We start from the raw sequence: 20,460 nt of genomic DNA, 5'->3' as shown, positions 1-20,460 counted from the left end.
GATTTCTGCTATTGCACGGCCGCTGCCGAATTCGGGTTCCCGTTACCGGCTGCCGCCCAAGACTGGCCGCATTCGGTGGCTCCTTATAACGCTTTCAGGCCTAGTGAATACCCGGTTCGCGTGAAGAAGAACTGCAAAAACAACAGACTGCGCCACGCGCCTGATCCGGTCGGGCCCGGAACACGGACTTGTGCCGGCGCGTCCAGTCATCGCCGATAGATCGCCCATGCTGTTCCGCCTCGCGCTTCGCACCAGGACCTTCAAGCTGACCGCGCTCATGACCGCGGTTGCGCTCGCGGTCGGCCCCGTGGTCCCTGCGCGAGCCCAGCAAAAAGGCCCGCCGGTGCTGCGCGACACCGAGTCCGAGCAGCTGTTGCGCGAATACACAAGGCCGATCCTGCGCGCCGCCGGTCTGGAGAAGCAGAACATCCAGATCGTGATCATCAACGACGGCTCGTTCAACGCCTTCGTCGCCGACGGCCGGCGCATCTTCGTCAATTACGGCGCGCTGCTGCAATCGGAGACGCCGAACCAGATCATCGGCGTGCTGGCGCACGAGACCGGCCACCTCGCCGGCGGCCATCTCGCCAAGATGCGCGAGCAGCTGGCGCAAGCCCAGACCCAGATGATCATCGCGATGCTGCTCGGCGTCGGCGCGCTTGCCGCGGGTGCGGGCGGCCGCGGCGGCGGCAATGGTCTCTCCAGCGCCGGCGCCGCGGCGATCTCGGCGCCGCAAGCGGTCATTCAGCGCACGCTATTGTCCTATCAACGCCAGCAGGAAGAGAACGCCGACCGCGCCGGCGTCAAGTTCCTGAATGCGACCGGACAATCCGCCAAGGGCATGTACGAGACGTTCAAGCGCTTCACCGACGAGAGCCTGTTTGCCTCGCGCGGGGCCGATCCCTATCTGCAGTCGCATCCGATGCCGGTCGATCGCGTCTCCGCGCTGCAGGAACTGGCGCGCTCCAGCCCCTATTGGGACAAGAAGGACGATCCGGCGCTGCAGCTGCGCCACGACATGATGCGCGCCAAGATCTCGGGCTTCATGGAGCGGCAGGACACGGTCTACCGCCGCTATCCGCTGTCCAACACCAGCCTGCCGGCGCGCTATGCACGCGCGATCACGACCTATCTGCACGGCGATCTGCGCTCGGCGATCGCGCAGATCGACGGCTTGATCCAGGTGCAGCCCAACAATCCCTATTTCCATGAATTGCGCGGCCAGGCGCTGCTCGAAGGCGGCCGGCCGGCCGAAGCCATCGCGCCGCTGCGCCGCGCAGTGCAGCTCTCCAGCAATTCGCCGTTGATCGAGATGCTGCTCGGCCAGGCGCTGGTCGCCTCGGACAACAAGGCCTACACCGACGAAGCGATCAACATGCTGCGTGCCGCGGTGGCGCGCGAGCCCGAGGCGCCGCTCGGCTATACCCAGCTCGCGATGGCCTATGGCCGCAAGGGCGACTATGCCCAGGCCGACCTCGCCTCGGCGCAGGCCGCCTATCTCCGCGGCGACACCAAGACCGCCCGCGATCTTGCGTCACGCGCCAAGACGCGGTTCGCGATCGGCACGCCCGGCTGGGTCAAAGCTGACGACATTGTGAGCGCCAAGCCCATGCCGGGTCAGAAAAACAACTAGAAATAAACCGTAGTTCCATACAACGATCACCTAAACCGGCTCACGGCCCCGCCGTTTTTTTGAGCCACCGCGAACAAGGATTTTGTCATGCCAGCGCTTCGTTTTCTTGCCCCTGCCCTGCTCGCGCTCGGCGTTTGCGCCGCGCCGCTTCCGGCGTCCGCGCAGAGCTTTACCGACACCCAGCGCGGCGACATCGAGACCATCGTGCGCAACTATCTGATCGCGCACCCGGAGGTGCTCGAAGAGGCGATGAACGAGCTGAGCAAGCGGCAGGCCGCCGCCGAAGCCGAGAAGCATGAGCAGAGCGTCGCCAAGAACGCCGACACCATCTTCAATTCGCCGCGCGGCGTCATGCTCGGCAACAAGGACGGCGACGTCACCTTCGTCGAGTTCTTCGACTACAATTGCGGCTACTGCAAGCGCGCGATGTCCGACATGCTCGATTTGATGAAGGCGGATTCGAAGCTGAAGGTCGTGCTGAAGGAATTCCCGGTGCTGAGCCAAGGCTCGGTCGAGGCCGCGCAGGTCGCGGTCGCCGTGCGCATGCAGGATCCGACCGGCAAGAAGTATCTCGATTTCCACCAGAAGCTGCTCGGCGGCCGCGGCGCCGCCGACAAGGCGCGCGCGCTGGCGGTCGCCAAGGAGGTCGGTCTCGACATGGCGAAACTCGAGAAGGATATGGCGAGCCCCGAGGTGAAGGCGACCATCGAGGAGAACTTCCGCCTCGCCGAATCCATGGGCATGAACGGCACACCGAGCTACGTGATCGGCAAGCAGGTCGTGATCGGCGCCGTCGGCGTCGACAACCTCAAGGAAAAGATCGGCATCGCCCGCTGCGGCAAGGCGACCTGCTGATCGCCGCTCCGACAGCGCGCATCGCGTACAAGATCCGGCTGCGATGCAGCCGGATTTTTTGTGGCCGCCACCGAACCGATTCCGCGCGGGTCGCAACCAAGGGCCGTCACCAACGACGCAAGTCGCGCGAGGCCGAAAATATAGCGCGACCTAATCTCGAGATCGAAGAGCATTTCGGCGGCTTCAATTTCGGCGGCGGCAACGGCCAGCTCGATCATGCGGGCGCGGAGTTCGACTGGGCCTGCGGTTGAAGCATCCGCGCATTCATCTCGCGCGTTCATCGCGCATTCACCTCAAGAACAAACCGCAAGGAACCGCAAATCAACAGGAACATCGCACATGCTCTCCCGTTGTCGGCGCGGGCAATGCTGAAAAACGAGGAGGAATTGCGATGTCTAACCGCTTTCTGATTTCGGTCGCGGCGGCGGCTTTGATCGCCGGCACCGGTTTCGCGAACGCACAGGGCGCCGGCGGCGCCAACAAGGAAACCGGGGCCGGTGGTGGTGCGACCACGCAGCAGTCTGCACCGTCCGGTGGTGCGTCATCGGGCACCATGCAGCATGACAAGAGCGGCATGAAGGGTTCCGAGCATTCGACGACCGGTGAGTCGAGCACCAAGGGTGCGGAGTCCGACAAGTCCGGCACGGCCACCAAGGGCGCGCAGGACAGTACCCAAAAGTCGAAGGGCATGAGCTCGGAGAACGAAGCGACCAAGGGCTCCAAGGAGGGCTCGAAGGACATGAAGGCCGAAGGTCGCGACAAGAGCGGCAACATGAAAGCCGAGGAGCGTGACAAGAGCGGCAAGATGAACGCCGAGGGCCGCGACAAGAGCGGTGCCGGTGCCACGACCAACCAGAACGCTCAGACCAAGAGCCCGGCCGACCCCAACCGCGCGCAGACCAACGACACGAGCCGCACGCAGACCACGACCGGTAACGCGGCAACGTCGGCCACCGCGGCTCCGCCGCCCGAGAAGCGCACCCAGATCACGACCGCGATCAAGTCGGAGCACGTGACCGAAGCCACCAACGTGAACTTCAATGTGGCGGTCGGCACCCGCGTTCCGGCTGACGTTCACTTCTACCCGGTGCCGGAGCGGGTCGTGACGATCTACCCGCAGTGGCGCGGCTATCAGTTCATCCTGGTCAAGGGCCGCTACGTGATCGTGCAGCCTGAGACCCATGAGATCGTCTACATCATCGAGGGCTAAACCGGCCTCGGTGCGAGGGCGCCCAAACGGGCCCTCGCCTTCATCTCGACCCCGCCCCTTCGGGGCGGGGTCTTGCTTTCGGCCGCACCCCGCATCGCGCCGGTGGATGGCGGGCCGGAGCGCCCGCTGAAGGCAGCTTCCGCAAGATTTGGTTAATCAGCATTTTCCGCAGGTTAGGGCAGGCACCTAACAGGGTGGAGGAAGTTGTTGAAGACGTTCCGATTTCACCTAAAGACTTCCCCTTCGGCCGGTTGTTACCTATAACCCGGCCCACTCCACCCCTTGTCGGACCCCCTCTCGGAACCTTTGGCCGGAACTTGGCAGGAAACTCTGGAATGGCTGCTGCCGGAACGATCTATGTGCTGAACGGCCCGAACCTCAATCTGCTGGGGACGCGCGAGCCGGAGACCTACGGCCATGCGACCCTCGCCGATGTCGAGAAGCTGTGCGCGGACACCGCGCGCCAGTTCGGGCTGAGCGCCGACTGCCGGCAGTCCAACCGCGAGGGCGAACTGATCGACTTCATCCATGAGGCCCACGCCAAGAAGGCGGTCGGCATCATCATCAACGCCGGTGGCTACTCTCATACCTCGATCGCGCTGCATGACGCGCTGATCGCGGTCAAGATCCCCGCGGTCGAAGTTCACGTCAGCAACATCCACGCCCGCGAAAGCTTCCGACACCACTCGTTCACTGCTAAAGCCGCCTTCGCGTCACTTTGCGGCTTCGGCATCGACGGCTACCGGCTTGCGATCATCGGCCTCGCCACCAGGATCGGCGTCAAGATCGACGCCAAGCCAAAGACTTAATCGTCAATCCTGACGTTCCCCGTCACCAGACAAAGATTTTGGATCACAGAGCATGGCGCGCCAGCCAGACGACAAATCAACCGCAAAAAAGAACGACTCCAAGAGCGACGACAGCGCCCTCATTCGCGAACTCGCGCTGCTGCTTGCGGAAACCAATCTGACCGAGATCGAGATCGAGCGTGCCGGCCTGCGTGTCCGCGTCGCGCGCAACATCAGCATCGCGGCCTCGGTGCCCGCCGCCTCCGTGGCGGGCGTTGCCGCACCGGCCGCCATTGCCGTCCCGGTGGCTGCGGCTGCGACCGATCTCGCCAAGCACCCGGGCGCCGTGCCGTCGCCGATGGTCGGCACCGCCTATTGGGCGCCCGAGCCGGGCGCCAAGCCGTTCATTGAAGTCGGCACCAAGGTCTCCGCCGGCCAGACGCTTCTGATCATCGAGGCGATGAAGACGATGAACCAGATCCCGTCGCCGCGCGCGGGCACCGTGACGCAGATTCTCGTCGAGGACGGCCAGCCGGTCGAATTCGGCGAGCCGCTCGTCATCATTGAATAGCTTCCGTCAACACCAGGCGCTGCGATGTTCGACAAGATCCTCATAGCCAATCGCGGCGAGATCGCGCTTCGCGTGCTGCGCGCCTGCAAGGAGCTCGGCATCTCGACCGTCGCGGTGCATTCCACCGCCGACGCCGACGCCATGCATGTGCGGCTCGCCGACGAGAGCGTGTGCATTGGCCCGCCGCCGTCGAAGGATTCCTATCTCAACGTGCCGGCGCTGCTCGCGGCCTGCGAGATCACCGGCGCCGACGCCGTGCATCCCGGCTACGGCTTCCTGTCTGAGAACGCGCGCTTCGCCGAGATCCTCGCCGACCACAATCTGGGCTTCATCGGACCGAAGGCCGAGCACATCCGCCTGATGGGCGACAAGATCGAAGCCAAGAAGACCGCCAAGCGCCTCGGCATTCCCGTGGTGCCCGGCTCGGACGGCGCGGTGACCTCGGAGGCCGACGCGCTCGCGATCGGCAGAGACATCGGATTCCCGGTGCTGGTCAAGGCGGCGGCCGGCGGCGGCGGCCGCGGCATGAAGGTCGCCCATACCGAGGCTGACCTCGCGCTCGCGCTCTCGACCGCGGCCAACGAGGCCAAGTCGGCGTTCGGCGACGCCTCGGTCTACCTGGAGAAATACCTGCAGAAGCCGCGCCACATCGAGATCCAGATTCTCGGCGACGGCCGCGGCGGCGCCATCCATCTCGGCGAGCGCGACTGCTCGCTGCAACGCCGTCACCAGAAGGTCTGGGAGGAAGGCCCCTCGCCCGTGCTCGCGGCGGCGGCGCGCGCCAGGATCGGCGAGACCTGCGCCAAGGCGATGCGGGACATGAAATATCTCGGCGTCGGCACCATCGAATTCCTCTACGAGGACGGCGAGTTCTATTTCATCGAAATGAACACGCGCATCCAGGTCGAGCATCCCGTCACCGAAAGCATCACCGATATCGATCTCGTGCTGGAGCAGATCCGGATCGCCGCCGGCGGCGACCTTCCGGCCAAACAGGACGACATCGCGATCATCGGCCACGCCATCGAGTGCCGCATCAATGCGGAGAACCCGCAGACCTTCCGTCCCTCGCCCGGACGGATCACGCAATTCCATCCGCCTGGCGGCCTCGGCGTGCGGATCGATTCCGCCGTCTATCAGGGCTATGTGATCCCGCCCTATTACGACTCGCTGGTCGGCAAGCTGATCGTGCACGGCAAGACCCGCGGCGAATGCCTGATGCGGCTGCGCCGGGCGCTGGACGAGATGGTGGTCGACGGGATCGAGACGACGCTGCCGCTGTTCCGCGCGCTGGTGCGCGAGCCCGACATCATCGAGGGCGACTACCACATTCACTGGCTGGAGCAGTACCTCGCCGGCCAGCCATCCGACGCCGCAAAATAGTTCGGAACTCCGTGGAACCCAGCCCTTCCTCAAACGTACTATAGGGTTATTGGCTTTCCACGGGGACGCGTTGAATCCCACTCCCATAGCGAGATCGTCGTGACGCTCGTTTCACGACGCCGGTCGACGTTACAGATCCTCCTGCTATCGGCGGGATTTTTCGTGCTGGTCGCGGTCAGCGTGGCGTCCGTCCTGCTGGTCAACAAGGCGCGCGAGGACAACGCCTGGGTGATTCACACCGTCGAGACCGACAGCCAGATTGCCAACCTGCTGCTCGACATCAGGCGCGCCGAAAGCGCGACCAGGGCGTATCTGCTGACATCAGCACCACAATACCTGTCCGAGTACCAGTCCGCGGCAGCAGGAGTCCCGGCCGCGCTCAACCATCTCCAGATGATGACCGTGGATAATCCGGCGCAGGTTGCCAATGCCGCGAAGCTCAAGGCCGCCGTCGAGCAACGGCTGGCCGAGTTCGCGCTCAGCATCGAGCGCGTCAAGAACAACGACACGGCGACCAGCATCGACGTCCTGCGCAAGACCACATCGACCGATGCGGTCGAGGCGATCGTCCGGATCGCCCGCGACATCCGCACCGAGGAGGATCGTCTGCTGGTGCTGCGCACCGCGACGGCGGACAAGACCCAGGTGCTGGCCTCCTCCGTCACGATCGCCGGCTCCTGCATGGTGCTGGCGCTCGCCGCTCTCTCGGTGGTGCTGCTGCGGCGATCGTCGCGGGCGCGCGACGAGGCCGAGGCCAGGTTGCGCGACAGCAACGTCAATCTCGAAACCATCGTTGACGAGCGCACCTCCGACCTGCGCGAGGCCAACGAGGAAATCCAGCGCTTCGCCTATATCGTCAGCCACGATCTGCGCTCGCCGCTGGTCAACATCATGGGCTTCACCAGCGAGCTCGAGGAACTGCGCGGCGACATCTTCAAGCGGATCGCCACGCTCAATCGCGCCGCCTCGCTGGCGCCGGCGATGCCGGAAGACGCGACCGATGTGGCCGAGCCAGAGCTCGAAGGCTCCGACAAGCAGCTATCCGACGACTTCAATGAATCGCTCGGCTTCATCAAATCGTCGATCGCCAAGATGGATCGCCTGATCAGTGCGATCCTCAATCTCACCCGCGAGGGCCGCCGCGAGTTCAAGCCCGAACGCATCGATCTGTATGAGCTGATCGACGGCATCGTCAAGACGATGGCTCACCAGGCCGTCGAGGCCAACGCGACCGTCGAGGTCGGCGCGCTGCCCAATATCGTCAGCGACCGCCTCGCGCTGGAGCAGATCTTCTCCAATCTGATCGACAACGCCCTCAAGTACCTCAGGAACGGCGTTCCCGGCGAGATTTCGATCGAGGGCCGCACCAAGCTCGGCTTCGCGATCTTCGAGGTCACCGACAACGGCCGCGGCATCGATCCGAAGGACCACCAGCGCATCTTCGATTTGTTCCGTCGGGCCGGAACCCAGGACAAGCCCGGTCAGGGCATCGGGCTTGCCCATGTCCGCGCACTTGTGCGCAGACTGGGCGGCACCATGTCGGTAGCATCGGAACTTCACAACGGCAGCACCTTCACGATCACGCTGCCCATCAATTGGTCAGGCAAGAACCGGGACAAAGTGACATGAGTGATCCAGTCACCATCATCATGATCGAAGACGACGAGGGCCATGCCCGCCTGATTGAGCGGAATATCCGGCGCTCGGGTGTCAACAATGAGATCATCCCGTTCACCAACGGTACAGAGGCGGTCAACTACCTGTTCGGCAAGGATGGCAGCGCCGTCGAGCGCAAGGGCCAGGCCCTGCTGATCCTACTCGATCTCAATCTGCCCGACATGACCGGCATCGATATTCTGAGGCGGGTCAAGGAGAACAAATATCTCAAGTCGACGCCGGTGGTCGTGCTGACCACGACCGACGACTCCCAGGAGATCAAGCGTTGCTACGAGCTGGGTTGCAACGTCTACATCACCAAGCCGGTGAACTACGAAAGCTTCGCCAACGCCATTCGTCAGCTTGGCCTGTTCTTTTCCGTGATTCAGGTGCCGCCGGCTGCCGTATGACCAGCGCAACGCCGACACTGCTCTACATCGACGACGACGCGGCGCTGGCGCGCCTCGTCGAACGCGGGCTGACGCGCGCAGGCTACAAGGTCGTGCACGCCGCAAGCGGCCAGGAAGGCCTCGATCGGCTCGCCCAGGGCGGCATCGACGTCGTCGCGCTCGATCAGTATATGCCCGGCCTCGACGGGCTGGAGACGCTGGAGCAGATCCTCAAGATACCGGACGCTCCGCCGGTGGTGTTCGTCACCGCGTCGCAGGATTCGGCGATCGCCGTCACCGCACTGAAGGCCGGCGCGGCGGACTATCTGGTCAAGGACGTCAGGGGCGAATTCATTCCCCTGCTCCAGGTCGCGGTGAACGGCGCGATCCGGCAGGCCGCGCTCCAGAAGGCGCGCGACGAAGCCGAGGCCGAGGTGCACGCCTCGCGCGACCGCTATGCCGCGCTCGCCGCGGAGCGTGAGGTCCTGCTCCGCGAGGTCAACCATCGCGTCGGCAATTCGCTGCAGATCATCGCCTCGTTGCTGCATCTGCAGGCCAACTCCGCAAGCCAGCAGGATGTGAAGGCCGCGCTCACCAACGCGATGGGGCGCGTCGCGGCCGTCGCACAGGTGCACCGCCGCCTCTACACCTCGCACGACTTCAAGACGGTGATGCTCAACCAGTATCTCGAGGCGCTGCTCGAGGATCTCCGGCGATCGGCCGAAGGCAACAAGATGTCGCGGCTGACCTTGAAGGCCGACCCGATCGAGATCGATCCCGACCGCGCGGTAGCGATTGGCATCATCGTCAACGAGCTGGTCATGAACGCCGTGAAATACGCCTATCCCGACGGCGCCGGCCCGATCCATGTCGAGCTGAAGCCGCAAGGCGACGATCTGCAGCTCGCGATCAGCGACGACGGGGTCGGCTTTTCCGATAAGGCCGATCCGCGCGGCACCGGCATGGGCCAGCGGATCGTCAGCGCGATGGCAGCCAAGCTCGATGCCAGCGTCGAGCGCGACCCCGGCCACAAGGGCACCCGCTTCGTGGTGCGGTTCGCCCGCGTCAGCCCGGCGCTCGACAAGTCGACAAGCGCCGCCGCCAGCTAATGCCGCCAATTTCAGCAAATTCGATTGATTTGTCCGGTTCGCTTTAACGACTGCGTCATGCTGTTGATGAATCGCGGCGCGCCAAGCCTGACCGATTAAGGAAGTTCTGGGCGTCCCTTGCGATGCTTGTGCCGACTGCTTGGCAGGAGCGGCACGCGATGTTCGGGCGCAGGCCAATTTTTGGAAAGAAGCAAGAGACGACCCAAGAGACAAACTCGGGCGAGCTCAAGGAGACCGTGCGTCCGGCGCCGGGCGCCGAGGGCGCGACGCCGGCTTTTCACAAGCAGCAGTGGGATCACCCGCTGATCGGGTCGATGCTGCGCGATGCAGGCTTCGCGCCTGCTGACGAAGCCAGCATCGTGCCGACGGCAGACAATCGCCTTGCCGTGTTCGCGGCGGCCAACAAGCGATTGCAAGACCGCACCGAGACCTTCAACCGCGACATGACGGCGCGGCACGGCCACTGCCACGCGGTGCCGTTCCTGGTCATCGACCAGAAGATCTGGGATGGACCGCATGGCGCGTTTCTCTACGCGCAGATGGGGCTGATCGGCTACGACGAGTGGAACGTGATCATGCTGGCAGGAGATCCGCAGACCACGGCGTCATGCGGCCTCGCAGGCCATCCCGGCTTCCTTCCATCCGTGACGCAAGTCATGACCGAGCATGTGATCACGTGGAAGGCGCGGCACAACGCTCTGCTCGAGACGTACGGAATCACCACGACCGGTGGCCGGGATATCTCGCACGAACAATACGAGATGGAAAAGGACACCTTGCGCAACGAAATCATCGACAAGGCCGGCTGGATGAAGCTGCGCATCATCGACAAGCTCTTGCGCAAGGCCTAGAGGCATCAAGCCTTTGCGAAGCGCCTCACTCGTGCCTGCCGCGGTGCCGGCGTGCGCGGTGCGGACGGCAGTCCTGGCACGGCGCGCCAAACACAACCTGCGACGGATAGGGTCGCGCGGAATGCCACGGCGTCGAGCCGAACAGGCCGGCCGCGCTGAAGGGATCGGCCGCGAAATTGCCGGGGAAATAGCCGTTGCTGCGAAAATCCCGGTCGTCGTCCCTGCCGTCGAAATACGCGCCGCCGGCGCTGCCGTAGCGCAACGGCCGCTGCTGGGCCGATGCCGCGGCTACGCTGAGCGCGATGGCGGCGCAGGCGATCAATCCTCTCATGGCGATCATGGCCAGAACCCTCATTGCGGAAGGGTGCCCCAGTCGCCCTTCCAGGCGATCAGGCGTCCCTTGCCGAATTGCAGATAGAGCCCGTCGCTGCGCCTCGACAGCACGCTGCCCCTGACATTGGGCAGCGCGACGAACAATTCATTGCCCGGCGTGCCGCGCACGTAATTCAGGGGAACGCCGAGCGACCGGCTGGCCTGGTCGGCGCTCATGCCGAAGGCGAGCGGAACGCTGTTCGGTGGCCGCTGCTGCGCGCGGGACGCGCCGGTCGATGCGCCGAGCCCGATGACGAGGGCAACGAGGAGTGCCGCGAAACGCTGCATGGCTGACCTCATGGCACTGCCGCCGCCAGCGTACCGGCGGGCGTCCAGCCGCCGCCGAGCGCCTGGAACAGGCTGCTCGCCGCGAGCAGCTTGTTGAGCCTGACCGTGACCAGATTGTTCTCGGCGGTGAACAGCGTCTGCTGCGCCTGCAGCACCGTGATCAGGTTGACCGTGCCGCCGCGCAGCTGCGTCTCGGCGACCTCGAACGCCTTGCGCGAGGCGGCGACGACGTCGGACTGCAGGCGCTCCTGCAATGTGTACTTCTGCAACGCGATCAGCGCCTTCTCGACATCGGCGAAGGCCGACAGCACCGCCTTGCGATAGGCCTGCAGGTTTTGCAGCTGCTGCCCCTTGGCGAGCTTGAGCTGGCTCTCCAGCAGGAAGCCGTCGAACAGCGGCTGGGTCAGCCCGGCGGCGAGCGTGTAGTACCAGGCGCCGGGCGCGAACAGCGCGGCGAGCGCCGCGCTCTGGAAGCCGGTAGTGCCGGTCAGCTGGATCTGCGGAAAGAATGCCGCGCGCGCCGCGTCGACGCTGAAATTGGACGATGCCAGCTGCGCCTCGGCCTCGCGGACGTCAGGCCGCTGGTAGAGCAATTCCGACGGCAGTCCCGGCGTGACGCGCGGCACCGCGATCTGCGTGGTGGACCCGCCGCGCACCTTGAAATCGGCCGGCGCGCGCGCCACCAGCACGGCGAGCGCCGCGGTGTTCTGCCCGACCGTTACCTCGAGCGGCGGGATCGCCGCGCGCTGCGTGGCGACCAGCGCCTCCTGCTGCGACAGATCCAGCTGCGAAGCGGTGCCGCCCGCAAATTGCGACTTGATCAGCGCAAGGATGCGCTCGGCCGCCGCGAGGTTGCGGCGGGTGACCTTGATCTGGTCCTGCGCCGCCAGCAGCTGGAAATAGGTATTGGCGACCGTCGCCATCGTGGTCAGCGCGACCACCTCGCGATTGTAGCGCGCGACGGTCGCGCTCTCCTCCGAGGCCGACAGCGTCGCGCGGTTCTTGCCCCAGAAATCGACGATGTAGCTTGCGCTCAGCCCCAGGCTGTACTGCGAGAAAGTGCCGCTGGTGCCGAACGACGAACTGGATCCCGTTGCCACACGCTGACGCTCGGCGTTCGCCGATCCGGAGATCGACGGCAGCAGCGCGGCGCCGGACACGCCGACCTGGGCGTCGGCCTGCACGATCTGGGCGATCGCCACCGCGATGTCGAGATTGTAGAGCTGCGCGGACTCCATCAGCCCGGTCAGCTCGGGCGAGCGGAAGCCGCGCCACCAGGCAAGCGCCGGAACAGCCGCGTCGGCATCGCCTTTGGCCGCAGTCTTGTAGCTCGCCGGCACTTCGAGGCTGAGCTCCGGCTTCTCCGCCCCGGGAATACAGCCGGACAGACCGAGGCTGAGGCCGCCGAACGCCGCCACGCGCAGAAACCGGATCGGCTTGCGCATCAACTGAAGATTTCGCAACGCTGTACCTGTCGGCATTTACTCGCCCGGTTGAAGTGAGGAGCCCGGCGTCCGCATCGCGCCGCCACGGCGCGCGCGCTGGGCCCACAGGCGGAACCGGTCGAGATAGAGGTAGATAACCGGCGTCGTGTAGAGCGTGAGGACCTGGCTCAGGATCAGGCCACCGACGATGGCGATGCCGAGCGGCTGCCGCAGCTCGCCGCCGTCGCCCATGCCGATCGCCAGCGGCACCGCCCCGAGCAGCGCGGCCATCGTCGTCATCATGATGGGGCGGAAGCGCAGCAGGCAGGCCTCCCGGATCGCCTCGAGCGGCTCCAGCCCGCGCCTGCGTTCCGCCTCCAGCGCAAAGTCGATCATCATGATGGCGTTCTTCTTCACAATGCCGATCAGCAGGATGACGCCGATCAGCGCCATGATACTGAACTCGGTCTTGAATGCCATCAGCGCCAGCAAGGCGCCCACACCCGCCGAGGGCAATGTGGACAAGATGGTCAGCGGATGGATGTAGCTCTCGTAGAGCATGCCCAGCACGATGTAGATCGCCACCAGCGCGGCCAGGATCAGGAACGGCTGGTTGCTCAGCGAGTCCTGGAACGCCTTGGCGGTACCCTGGAAGGTGCCGCGGATCGTGGCCGGGACCCCAATCCGGTTCATGGTCGCCTCGATGCTGCCGACCGCCGTGCTCAGCGACACGTTCGGCGGCAGGTTGAACGAGATGGTGTTGGCGACCAACAGACCCTGGTGATTGACCGCAAGCGGCGTCGCGCCCTGCTTGAATGCTGCAACTTCCGACAGCGGGATCATGGTCTCGCTGCTGGTGGAGACGGCCGATCCGGTCGAGGCAACGCCCTTCCCGGTCGAACCGATCGAGTTGGTGGCCTGGTTGCGCGCGGCCTGGGCGTTGGCTGCACTGGCCGCGCTGGAGTTGCCTGGGGCGACGACCGTGCCTGCCACCGCGTTGGTCGATTGCGAGCCGCCGACCGATCCGCCGGACGTGCTGATATAGACGTCCTTCAGCGTCTCCGGGTTCTGCCAGTAGCGCGGCGCGACCTCCATGATGACGTGATACTGGTTGCGCGCGACATAGATCGTCGACACCTGCCGCTGGCCGAAGGCGTCGTAGAGGGTGTTGTCGATCTGGCTCACCGTGATGCCGAGCCGGGCCGCGGCGTCGCGGTCGATCACGAGATCGGATTCCAGGCCCTTGTTCTGCTGGTCGCTGTTGACGTCGGCGAGATCAGGATCGCGCTGCAGGGCCGCCGCGATCTTCGGCGTCCATTCATTGAGCTCCTCCAGCGTCGATCCCTGCAGCGTGTACTGATACTGCGCGTTCGAGGCCCTGCCCCCGACCCGGATGTCCTGCACCGCCTGCAGGAACAGGCTCGCGCCCGGCACCACCGACATCTCGCGGCGCAGCCGCGCGATCACGCCGTCGGCGCCGATCTTGCGCTCATCAAGCGGACGAAGCGAGACGAACACGAAGCCGGAATTGGTCTGCCCGCCGCCGGTGAAGCCGACCGCCGTCTCAACCGCCGGATCGCGCTTGATGATGCCGACGAACCGCGCGAGCTTCTGCTGCATCAGCTGGAACGACACGCTCTGGTCAGCCTGGATCGAGCCGACCAGCCGGCCGGTGTCCTGCTGCGGGAAGAAGCCCTTCGGGATCACGTCGTAGAGATAGAAGTTGAGGCCGAACACCGCCGCCAGGATCAGCATCACCGACAGCGGATGCGCCAACGCCGCGGTCAGCGTTCTGCGGTAGAAATTTAGCATCGCCTCGAAGAAGCGCTCGCTCGCCCAATAGAGCCGGCCATGGCTGCCGGCGTTGGGCTTGAGCAGCACGGCGCACATCATCGGCGTGGTCGCCAGCGAGACCGCGAGCGAGATCAGGATCGAGATCGAGATCACCATCGCGAACTCGCGGAACAACCGCCCGACGATGCCGGCCATCAGCAGGATCGGGATGAACACCGCGATCAGCGAGATGCTCATCGACAGCACGGTGAAGCCGACCTCGTTGGCGCCCTTCAGCGCCGCCTCGAGCGGGCTCAGACCGTCCTCGATGTAGCGGGTGACGTTCTCCAGCACCACGATGGCGTCGTCGACCACGAAGCCGGTCGCGACCGTCAGCGCCATCAGGGAGAGGTTGTCGAGGCTGTAGCCGAACAGGTACATCGCCCCGAAGGTCGCAACCAGCGACACCGAGACCGCCACCACCGGAATGAAGGTGGCCCGCGCATTGCGCAGGAAGGCGAACACCACGATGATGACCAGCAGCACCGCCAGAACCAGGGTTCGTTCGACGTCCCGGAGCGAGGTGCGGATGGTGGTCGAACGGTCGACCGCAAAGCCTATATCGATCGCCGGCGAGACTGACGCCTGCAGCTGCGGCATCACCCCCTTCACGAGGTCGACGGTACTGATGATGTTGGCGTTCGGCTGCCGGTAGAGGATGATCAGCACCGCCGGCTTGCCGTTCGCGAGACCGGCATTGCGCAAATTCTCGACGCCGTCGGCCACCTCGCCGACGTCGGAGAGATGAACCGGCGCGCCATTGCGGTAGGCCACGATCAGCGACTTGTAGTCGCCGGCCTTGTTGGCCTGGTCGTTGGCGTAGACCTGGTAGCGCTGGTCGCCGACGTCGATGCCGCCCTTCGGGCTGTGGGCGTTGGCGCTCGACAGCGCCGCGCGGACGTCTTCCAGACCGATGCCGTATTTGTAGAGCGCCTGCGGGATCAGATCGACGCGCACGGCCGGCAGCGAGCTGCCGCCGACCACGACCTCGCCGATGCCCTCGACCTGCGACAGCTTCTGCGCCAGCATCGTGGAGGCGGCGTCGTAGAGATCGCCGCGCGTCAGCGTATCCGACGTCAGCGTCAGGATCAGGATCGGCACGTCGGCCGGGTTGACCTTGCGGTAGGTCGGATTGCTGCGCAGGCTGGTCGGCAGGTCGGCCCGCGCCGCATTGATCGCGGCCTGCACGTCGCGCGCCGCGCCGTTGATGTCGCGGTTCAGCCCGAACTGCAGCGTGATGCGGGTCGCGCCCACCGAGCTCGACGACGTCATCTCGGTGACGTCGGCGATCTGGCCGAGATGTCGCTCGAGCGGACTTGCGACCGTGGTCGCGACATCCTGCGGGCTGGCGCCGGGCAGCGTCGCCTGCACCGAGATGGTCGGGAAATCCACCTGCGGCAGCGGCGACACCGGCAGCTTGAAGAACGCGACAATGCCGGCCGCCGCAAGCCCGAACGTCAACAGCGTCGTTGCCACCGGCCTACGGATGAAGGGCGTTGACGGATCCATGGCTCAACGCGACCCGCTCGCCTCGCCGATCTCGTCCGCCCGCCCGGCAAACCGCAGCGCGAGGCGATCGAACCAGAGGTAGATCACCGGTGTCGTGAACAGGGTCAGCAGCTGGCTCACCAGGAGGCCGCCGACGATCGAAATGCCGAGCGGATTCCGCAGCTCGGACCCCGCGCCGCTGCCGAGCATCAGCGGCAGCGCGCCGAGCACAGCTGCCATCGTCGTCATGATGATCGGCCGGAACCGCAGCAGGCAGGCCTGATAGATCGCCTCCCGCGGCGGCTTGCCCTCGTTGCGCTCGGCATCGAGCGCGAAGTCGATCATCATGATCGCGTTCTTCTTCACGATGCCGATCAGGAGGATGATGCCGATGATCGCGATGATCGTGAGATCCTGTCCGGCCATCATCAGCGCCAGCAGCGCGCCGATCCCGGCCGAGGGCAGCGTCGAGAGGATGGTTAAAGGATGGATGAAGCTCTCATAGAGCACGCCGAGCACGATATAGACCGTGATGATCGCGGCGAGGATCAGGAACAGCTGGTTGGACAGCGAGGACTGGAACGCCAGCGCCGCGCCCTGGAAGCTCGTGATCATGCCGAGCGGCTGGTTGATGTCGGCCTGCGCCTGCTTGATCGCCGTCACCGCCCCGCCGAGCGAGGCGCCGGGCGCCAGGTTGAACGAGACGGTCGCCGACGGGAACTGGCCGAGATGCGAGATCTGCAGCGGCGCGGTCTCCACCCGCATCTTGGCCATCACCGACAGCGGCACCGGCGTCGAGCCCACCGATGACGGCAGGTAGATCGACGACAGAGAGTCCAGCGAAGTCTGCAGCGACGGATCGGCCTCGAGGATCACGCGGTACTGGTTCGAATTGGTGAAGACGGTCGAGACGATGCGCTGGCCGTAGGAATCGTACAGTGCGTTGTCGATCGTCGCCGGCGTGATGCCGAATCGCGCCGCCTGGTCGCGGTCGATGTCGACGAACACCGAAAGCCCCTGCGCCGAAATATCGCTCGTGACATCGCTGAGCTGGGGCAATTCCCGGAGCTTGTCGACCAGCTTCGGCGTCCATTCCGCAAGCTCGTTCGGATCGGCATCCTGCAGGATGAACTGGTACTGCGTCCGGCTCACCGTGCCTTCGATGGTGAGGTCCTGGACCGGCTGCATGTAGAGCGTGATGCCGGTCAGCGCCGCCGTGCTCGCCTTGATCCGGTCCATGATCGTCGAGACATTGGCCTTGCGCTGCTCATGCGGCTTCAGATTGATCAGGATGCGGCCGCTGTTCAGCGTGGTGTTGGTGCCGTCGACGCCGATGAACGACGACAGGCTCTGCACGTCCGGATCCTTCAGGATCGCGCTGGCGAGCCGCTGCTGCCGCTCGGCCATCGCCGCATAGGACACCGATTGCGGCGCCTCGGAGATCGCCTGGATCACGCCGGTGTCCTGCACCGGAAAGAAGCCCTTGGGGATAACGACGTAGAGCAGCGCCGTCAGACCAAAGGTGGCGAGCGCGATCAGCAGCACGAAGGTCTGGCGATCCAGCACCCAATTGAGCATCCGGGCGTAGATCGCAATGACGGCATCGAAGCCTTCGCGGCTGAGCCGCTGGAAGGTGTTTTCCCGCGCCATGGCCTCCGGCTTCAGTAGCTTGGCGCAGGCCATCGGCACCAGGGTCAGCGACACCACGGCCGAGATCAGGATCGTGACCGACAGCGTGATGGCGAATTCGCGGAACAGGCGGCCGACGACGTCGCCCATGAACAGCAGCGGGATCAGGACCGCGATCAGCGATACCGTCAGCGAGATGATGGTGAAGCCGATCTGCTCCGACCCTCGCAGCGACGCCTCGAGCGGCGACTCGCCCTCCTCGATGTAGCGCGAGATGTTCTCGATCACGACGATGGCGTCGTCGACCACGAAGCCGGTCGCGATCGTCAGCGCCATCAGCGACAGATTGTTCAGGCTGAAGCCGAACAGATACATCGCGCCCAGCGTGCCGACCAGCGAGAGCGGCACCGACAGGCTCGGGATCAGCGTGGCGCGGGTCGAGCGCAGGAACACGAAGATCACAAGCACGACCAGAATCACGGCGAGCGACAGCTCGTATTCGACGTCGCGCACCGAGGCCCGGATCGTGACGGTGCGGTCGGTCAGGATATTGAGGTCGATCGCGGCCGGCAGCGTGGCCTGCAGCTGCGGCAGCAGGTCCTTGATGCCCTGCACCACCGAGATGACGTTGGCGCCGGGTTGGCGCTGGATGTTGAGGATGATCGCCGGCGTCTCGTTCATCCAGGCGCCGAGCTTGTCGTTCTGCGCGCCGTCGACGACGTTGCCGACATCGCTGAGGCGGACCGGCGAGCCGTTCTTGTAGGCGATGATCAGCGAGCGGTAGTCGCTGGCATTGCGGATCTGGTCGTTGGCATTGATGGTGTAGGCGCGCATCGCGCCGTCGAAGTTGCCCTTCGGCGTGTTGACGTTGGCGTTGCCGAGCGTGGTGCGGAGATCGTCGATGTTGAGGCCATAGGCCGCGAGCTTGCGGATATCAGCCTGGATGCGCACCGCGGGCCGCTGGCCGCCGCTGATGCTGACGAGGCCGACGCCCGGCAGCTGCGAGATCTTCTGCGCCAGCCGCGTGTCGACGAAATCCTGTACCTGGGTCAGCGGCATGGTCTTCGAGGTCAGGCCGAGGGTCAGGATCGGCGCATCGGCCGGATTGACCTTGGCGTAGATCGGCGGCGCCGGCAGGTCCGACGGCAACAGATTGCCCGCGGCATTGATCGCGGCCTGCACCTCCTGCTCGGCGACGTCGAGCGAGATCGACAGGCCGAATTGCAGCGTGATCACGGACGAGCCCGCCGAGCTCACCGAGCTCATCTGGGTCAGATTCGGCATCTGGCCGAACTGCACCTCGAGCGGCGCCGTCACCGACGAGGTCATCACGTCGGGGCTCGCGCCCGGATAGAAGGTCTGCACCTGGATGGTCGGGTAGTCGACCTCCGGCAGTGCCGCGACCGGGAGAAATCTGAATGCCAGCATGCCCGACAGCATGATGGCGATCATCATCAGGGTCGTCGCTACCGGCCGCAGGATGAATGGCCGCGACGGGTTCATTTCTTCTGCCCGTCCTCGGACCGCTTGTGATGGCCGCCTCCGGGATCAGCGCCGTCCTTACTATCTCCCTTGCCGTCTCCCTTCGCCGCCCCCTTGGCCGCAGCGGCAGGGTTCGCGGCATCGGCGGCGGAGCGCACCACCACCTTCGCACCCTCGCGCAGCTTGTCGGCGCCGTCGATCACGATGCGATCGCCGGCCACGAGCCCGGACAGCACCTCGACCCGGTCGCCGTCGGTGACGCCGAGCTTGACCGGCCGAACCGAGACCGTGCTGTCGGCGTTGACGAGATAGACGAAGGTGCCGGGGACACCGCGCTGGATGCCGGCGGTCGACATCGTCGTCGCATCCTTGTGGGTATCGAGCAGCAGGCGGACGTTGACGAACTGGTTCGGAAACAGCGTGCGCTTGTCGTTCTCGAACTGCGCCCGCAGCTTGATGGTGCCGGTGGTCGCATCGATCTGGCTGTCGAAGGTCTGCAACGATCCCTCGGCGAGCTTGTTGGCGCCGCTGCGGTCATAGGCCGCCGTCGGCAGCACCGCGCCCTCCCTCAACCGCTTCGAGACCGCCTGCAGATTGTCCTCCGGCAGCGTGAACAGCACGCTGATCGGCTCGAGCTGCGTGATCACGACGAGGCCGTTGGTATCGCCGGGCGTCACATAGTTGCCGAGATCGACCTGGCGCAGTCCGACGCGCCCGTTGATCGGCGACACGATGTGACAATATTGCAAATTCACCTCGGCCGACTTCACCGAGGCGCGATCGGCCTCCACCGTGCCCTGGTACTGCGCGACCAGCGCGACCTGGGTATCGAGCGTCTGATGCGGCACGGCGTTCTGCGCGGCGAGGTTCTGGTAGCGGGTGAGATCGACCTGGGCGCCCTTCAGCTGCGCCTCGTCGCGGGCGAGCTGGCCCTTGGCCTGCGCCAGCGTCGCCTCGTAGGGGCGCGAATCGATCTCGGCGATCAGGTCGCCCTTCTTGACCTCATCGCCCTCCTTGAAATCGATCTTCATCAGATAGCCGCTGATCTGGCTCCTGATCGTCACGGTCGCGAGCGACGTCACGGTGCCGAGCGCATTCAGGCTGACGCCGATATCGCCCTTGCCGATCGTCTCCGGTACGATCGACATCGGCCCGGCGTTGCGCCCGCCACCGGCCTGCGGCGGCGCGGCCTGCTGCCGCGTCCACCAGACGATGCCGGCAAGCACCGCCAATACGAGACATCCCGTCAGAAACCCCCGCCAACGCGATCCTCGCCTGGTTCGCTCGGGCGCCACAATCGACGGGTCTTTGATCTGCTGGTCCATAACCTGCCCACGAAGAAACACGAATGAGCTCGCGCGGCTCTATGTGTCCCCTGAACTCCGCGCGCGCCACATCCGACGAAGCATTTTGAAGGCTTCTGCCGGACAAAGCGCGTTAAGAATTGTAAGGATAGCGGCTCTTCCCGGTCGGCCGCTGTTTCTCGCTGGATTGTGGCT

Annotated in this window: 16 protein-coding genes; 10 read left to right on the top strand and 6 right to left on the bottom strand. The window is 65.1% G+C overall.

The genetic code is table 11. The features are described from left to right. The first annotated feature begins 226 nt into the window (after positions 1-226). The 10 genes from ACVI1L_RS33105 (at position 227) to ACVI1L_RS33060 (ending at position 10,445) form a co-directional block, all read left to right on the top strand. Positions 227-1,633 carry a M48 family metalloprotease gene (locus ACVI1L_RS33105; RefSeq protein ID WP_057019998.1) on the top strand — a complete coding sequence of 469 codons (1,407 nt, stop codon included), beginning with the start codon at positions 227-229 and terminating at the stop codon, positions 1,631-1,633. 87 nt (positions 1,634-1,720) lie between these two features. Beyond that, positions 1,721-2,488, top strand: coding sequence for a DsbA family protein (locus ACVI1L_RS33100; protein WP_057019997.1), 768 nt, complete (start codon positions 1,721-1,723; stop codon positions 2,486-2,488). A gap of 391 nt (positions 2,489-2,879) precedes the next feature. Beyond that, positions 2,880-3,698: a DUF1236 domain-containing protein gene (locus ACVI1L_RS33095; protein WP_229163207.1), complete on the top strand. Its 819-nt coding sequence runs from the start codon at positions 2,880-2,882 to the stop codon at positions 3,696-3,698. A 335-nt stretch (positions 3,699-4,033) separates the two neighbouring features. After that, entirely contained in the window at positions 4,034-4,507 is a 474-nt protein-coding gene (aroQ, locus tag ACVI1L_RS33090) for a type II 3-dehydroquinate dehydratase (RefSeq protein ID WP_057019994.1), read from the top strand. A gap of 52 nt (positions 4,508-4,559) precedes the next feature. After that, positions 4,560-5,057, top strand: a complete 498-nt coding sequence (gene accB, locus ACVI1L_RS33085) for an acetyl-CoA carboxylase biotin carboxyl carrier protein (RefSeq protein WP_057019993.1) — start codon at positions 4,560-4,562, stop codon at positions 5,055-5,057. A 24-nt stretch (positions 5,058-5,081) separates the two neighbouring features. Further along, the gene (gene accC / locus ACVI1L_RS33080) at positions 5,082-6,440 is read left to right on the top strand and encodes an acetyl-CoA carboxylase biotin carboxylase subunit (RefSeq protein ID WP_028344933.1); all 1,359 of its coding nucleotides are present in this window, start codon (positions 5,082-5,084) and stop codon (positions 6,438-6,440) included. Positions 6,441-6,539: 99 nt separating this feature from the next. After that, a complete protein-coding gene (locus ACVI1L_RS33075) occupies positions 6,540-8,069 on the top strand; it encodes a sensor histidine kinase (RefSeq protein WP_246786695.1) in 1,530 nt (509 codons plus the stop codon). After that, positions 8,066-8,506 carry a response regulator gene (locus ACVI1L_RS33070; protein ID WP_057019991.1) on the top strand — a complete coding sequence of 147 codons (441 nt, stop codon included), beginning with the start codon at positions 8,066-8,068 and terminating at the stop codon, positions 8,504-8,506. The genes ACVI1L_RS33075 and ACVI1L_RS33070 overlap by 4 nt, the downstream gene beginning before the upstream one ends. Continuing rightward, positions 8,503-9,594, top strand: a complete 1,092-nt coding sequence (locus ACVI1L_RS33065) for a sensor histidine kinase (protein ID WP_076832255.1) — start codon at positions 8,503-8,505, stop codon at positions 9,592-9,594. Before ACVI1L_RS33070 ends, ACVI1L_RS33065 begins: the two co-directional genes overlap by 4 nt. 236 nt (positions 9,595-9,830) lie before the next feature. After that, the gene (locus ACVI1L_RS33060; protein WP_141342711.1) at positions 9,831-10,445 is read left to right on the top strand and encodes a hypothetical protein; all 615 of its coding nucleotides are present in this window, start codon (positions 9,831-9,833) and stop codon (positions 10,443-10,445) included. 25 nt (positions 10,446-10,470) lie between these two features. Here ACVI1L_RS33060 and ACVI1L_RS33055 read toward each other — a convergent pair whose 3' ends face one another. From ACVI1L_RS33055 to ACVI1L_RS33030, 6 genes are read right to left on the bottom strand one after another with little or no spacing between them, the layout of a single operon-like run. Next, positions 10,471-10,785, bottom strand: coding sequence for a BA14K family protein (locus ACVI1L_RS33055; RefSeq protein WP_456784793.1), 315 nt, complete (start codon positions 10,783-10,785; stop codon positions 10,471-10,473). 11 nt (positions 10,786-10,796) lie between these two features. Then, a complete protein-coding gene (locus tag ACVI1L_RS33050) occupies positions 10,797-11,105 on the bottom strand; it encodes a hypothetical protein (protein ID WP_141342709.1) in 309 nt (102 codons plus the stop codon). A gap of 8 nt (positions 11,106-11,113) precedes the next feature. Then, positions 11,114-12,586 (bottom strand): efflux transporter outer membrane subunit, encoded by a 1,473-nt coding sequence (locus ACVI1L_RS33045; RefSeq protein ID WP_076832244.1) that lies wholly within the window; start codon positions 12,584-12,586, stop codon positions 11,114-11,116. Beyond that, a complete protein-coding gene (locus tag ACVI1L_RS33040) occupies positions 12,587-15,871 on the bottom strand; it encodes an efflux RND transporter permease subunit (RefSeq protein WP_456784792.1) in 3,285 nt (1,094 codons plus the stop codon). Positions 15,872-15,874: 3 nt separating this feature from the next. Next, a complete protein-coding gene (locus ACVI1L_RS33035; RefSeq protein WP_057019984.1) occupies positions 15,875-18,982 on the bottom strand; it encodes an MdtB/MuxB family multidrug efflux RND transporter permease subunit in 3,108 nt (1,035 codons plus the stop codon). After that, positions 18,979-20,286, bottom strand: coding sequence for an MdtA/MuxA family multidrug efflux RND transporter periplasmic adaptor subunit (locus ACVI1L_RS33030; RefSeq protein ID WP_375166486.1), 1,308 nt, complete (start codon positions 20,284-20,286; stop codon positions 18,979-18,981). The genes ACVI1L_RS33035 and ACVI1L_RS33030 overlap by 4 nt, the downstream gene beginning before the upstream one ends. Positions 20,287-20,460: the final 174 nt, after the last annotated feature.

This window comes from Bradyrhizobium sp. USDA 4516 (assembly GCF_054055915.1).
The sequence above is the reverse complement of the archived record's forward strand: the minus strand, read 5'-3'. Positions and strand labels throughout refer to the sequence as shown.

What these genes read in the sequence shown, in the direction of transcription:
- ACVI1L_RS33035 (WP_057019984.1), bottom strand. Translation starts at nt 18,982, where the DNA reads ATGAACCCGTCGCGGCCATTCATCCTGCGGCCGGTAGCGACGACCCTG.
- ACVI1L_RS33065 (WP_076832255.1), top strand. Translation starts at nt 8,503, where the DNA reads ATGACCAGCGCAACGCCGACACTGCTCTACATCGACGACGACGCGGCG.
- ACVI1L_RS33050 (WP_141342709.1), bottom strand. Translation starts at nt 11,105, where the DNA reads ATGCAGCGTTTCGCGGCACTCCTCGTTGCCCTCGTCATCGGGCTCGGC.
- ACVI1L_RS33040 (WP_456784792.1), bottom strand. Translation starts at nt 15,871, where the DNA reads ATGGATCCGTCAACGCCCTTCATCCGTAGGCCGGTGGCAACGACGCTG.
- ACVI1L_RS33105 (WP_057019998.1), top strand. Translation starts at nt 227, where the DNA reads ATGCTGTTCCGCCTCGCGCTTCGCACCAGGACCTTCAAGCTGACCGCG.
- aroQ (WP_057019994.1), top strand. Translation starts at nt 4,034, where the DNA reads ATGGCTGCTGCCGGAACGATCTATGTGCTGAACGGCCCGAACCTCAAT.
- ACVI1L_RS33030 (WP_375166486.1), bottom strand. Translation starts at nt 20,286, where the DNA reads ATGGACCAGCAGATCAAAGACCCGTCGATTGTGGCGCCCGAGCGAACC.
- ACVI1L_RS33100 (WP_057019997.1), top strand. Translation starts at nt 1,721, where the DNA reads ATGCCAGCGCTTCGTTTTCTTGCCCCTGCCCTGCTCGCGCTCGGCGTT.
- accB (WP_057019993.1), top strand. Translation starts at nt 4,560, where the DNA reads ATGGCGCGCCAGCCAGACGACAAATCAACCGCAAAAAAGAACGACTCC.
- accC (WP_028344933.1), top strand. Translation starts at nt 5,082, where the DNA reads ATGTTCGACAAGATCCTCATAGCCAATCGCGGCGAGATCGCGCTTCGC.
- ACVI1L_RS33070 (WP_057019991.1), top strand. Translation starts at nt 8,066, where the DNA reads ATGAGTGATCCAGTCACCATCATCATGATCGAAGACGACGAGGGCCAT.
- ACVI1L_RS33095 (WP_229163207.1), top strand. Translation starts at nt 2,880, where the DNA reads ATGTCTAACCGCTTTCTGATTTCGGTCGCGGCGGCGGCTTTGATCGCC.
- ACVI1L_RS33045 (WP_076832244.1), bottom strand. Translation starts at nt 12,586, where the DNA reads ATGCCGACAGGTACAGCGTTGCGAAATCTTCAGTTGATGCGCAAGCCG.
- ACVI1L_RS33055 (WP_456784793.1), bottom strand. Translation starts at nt 10,785, where the DNA reads ATGATCGCCATGAGAGGATTGATCGCCTGCGCCGCCATCGCGCTCAGC.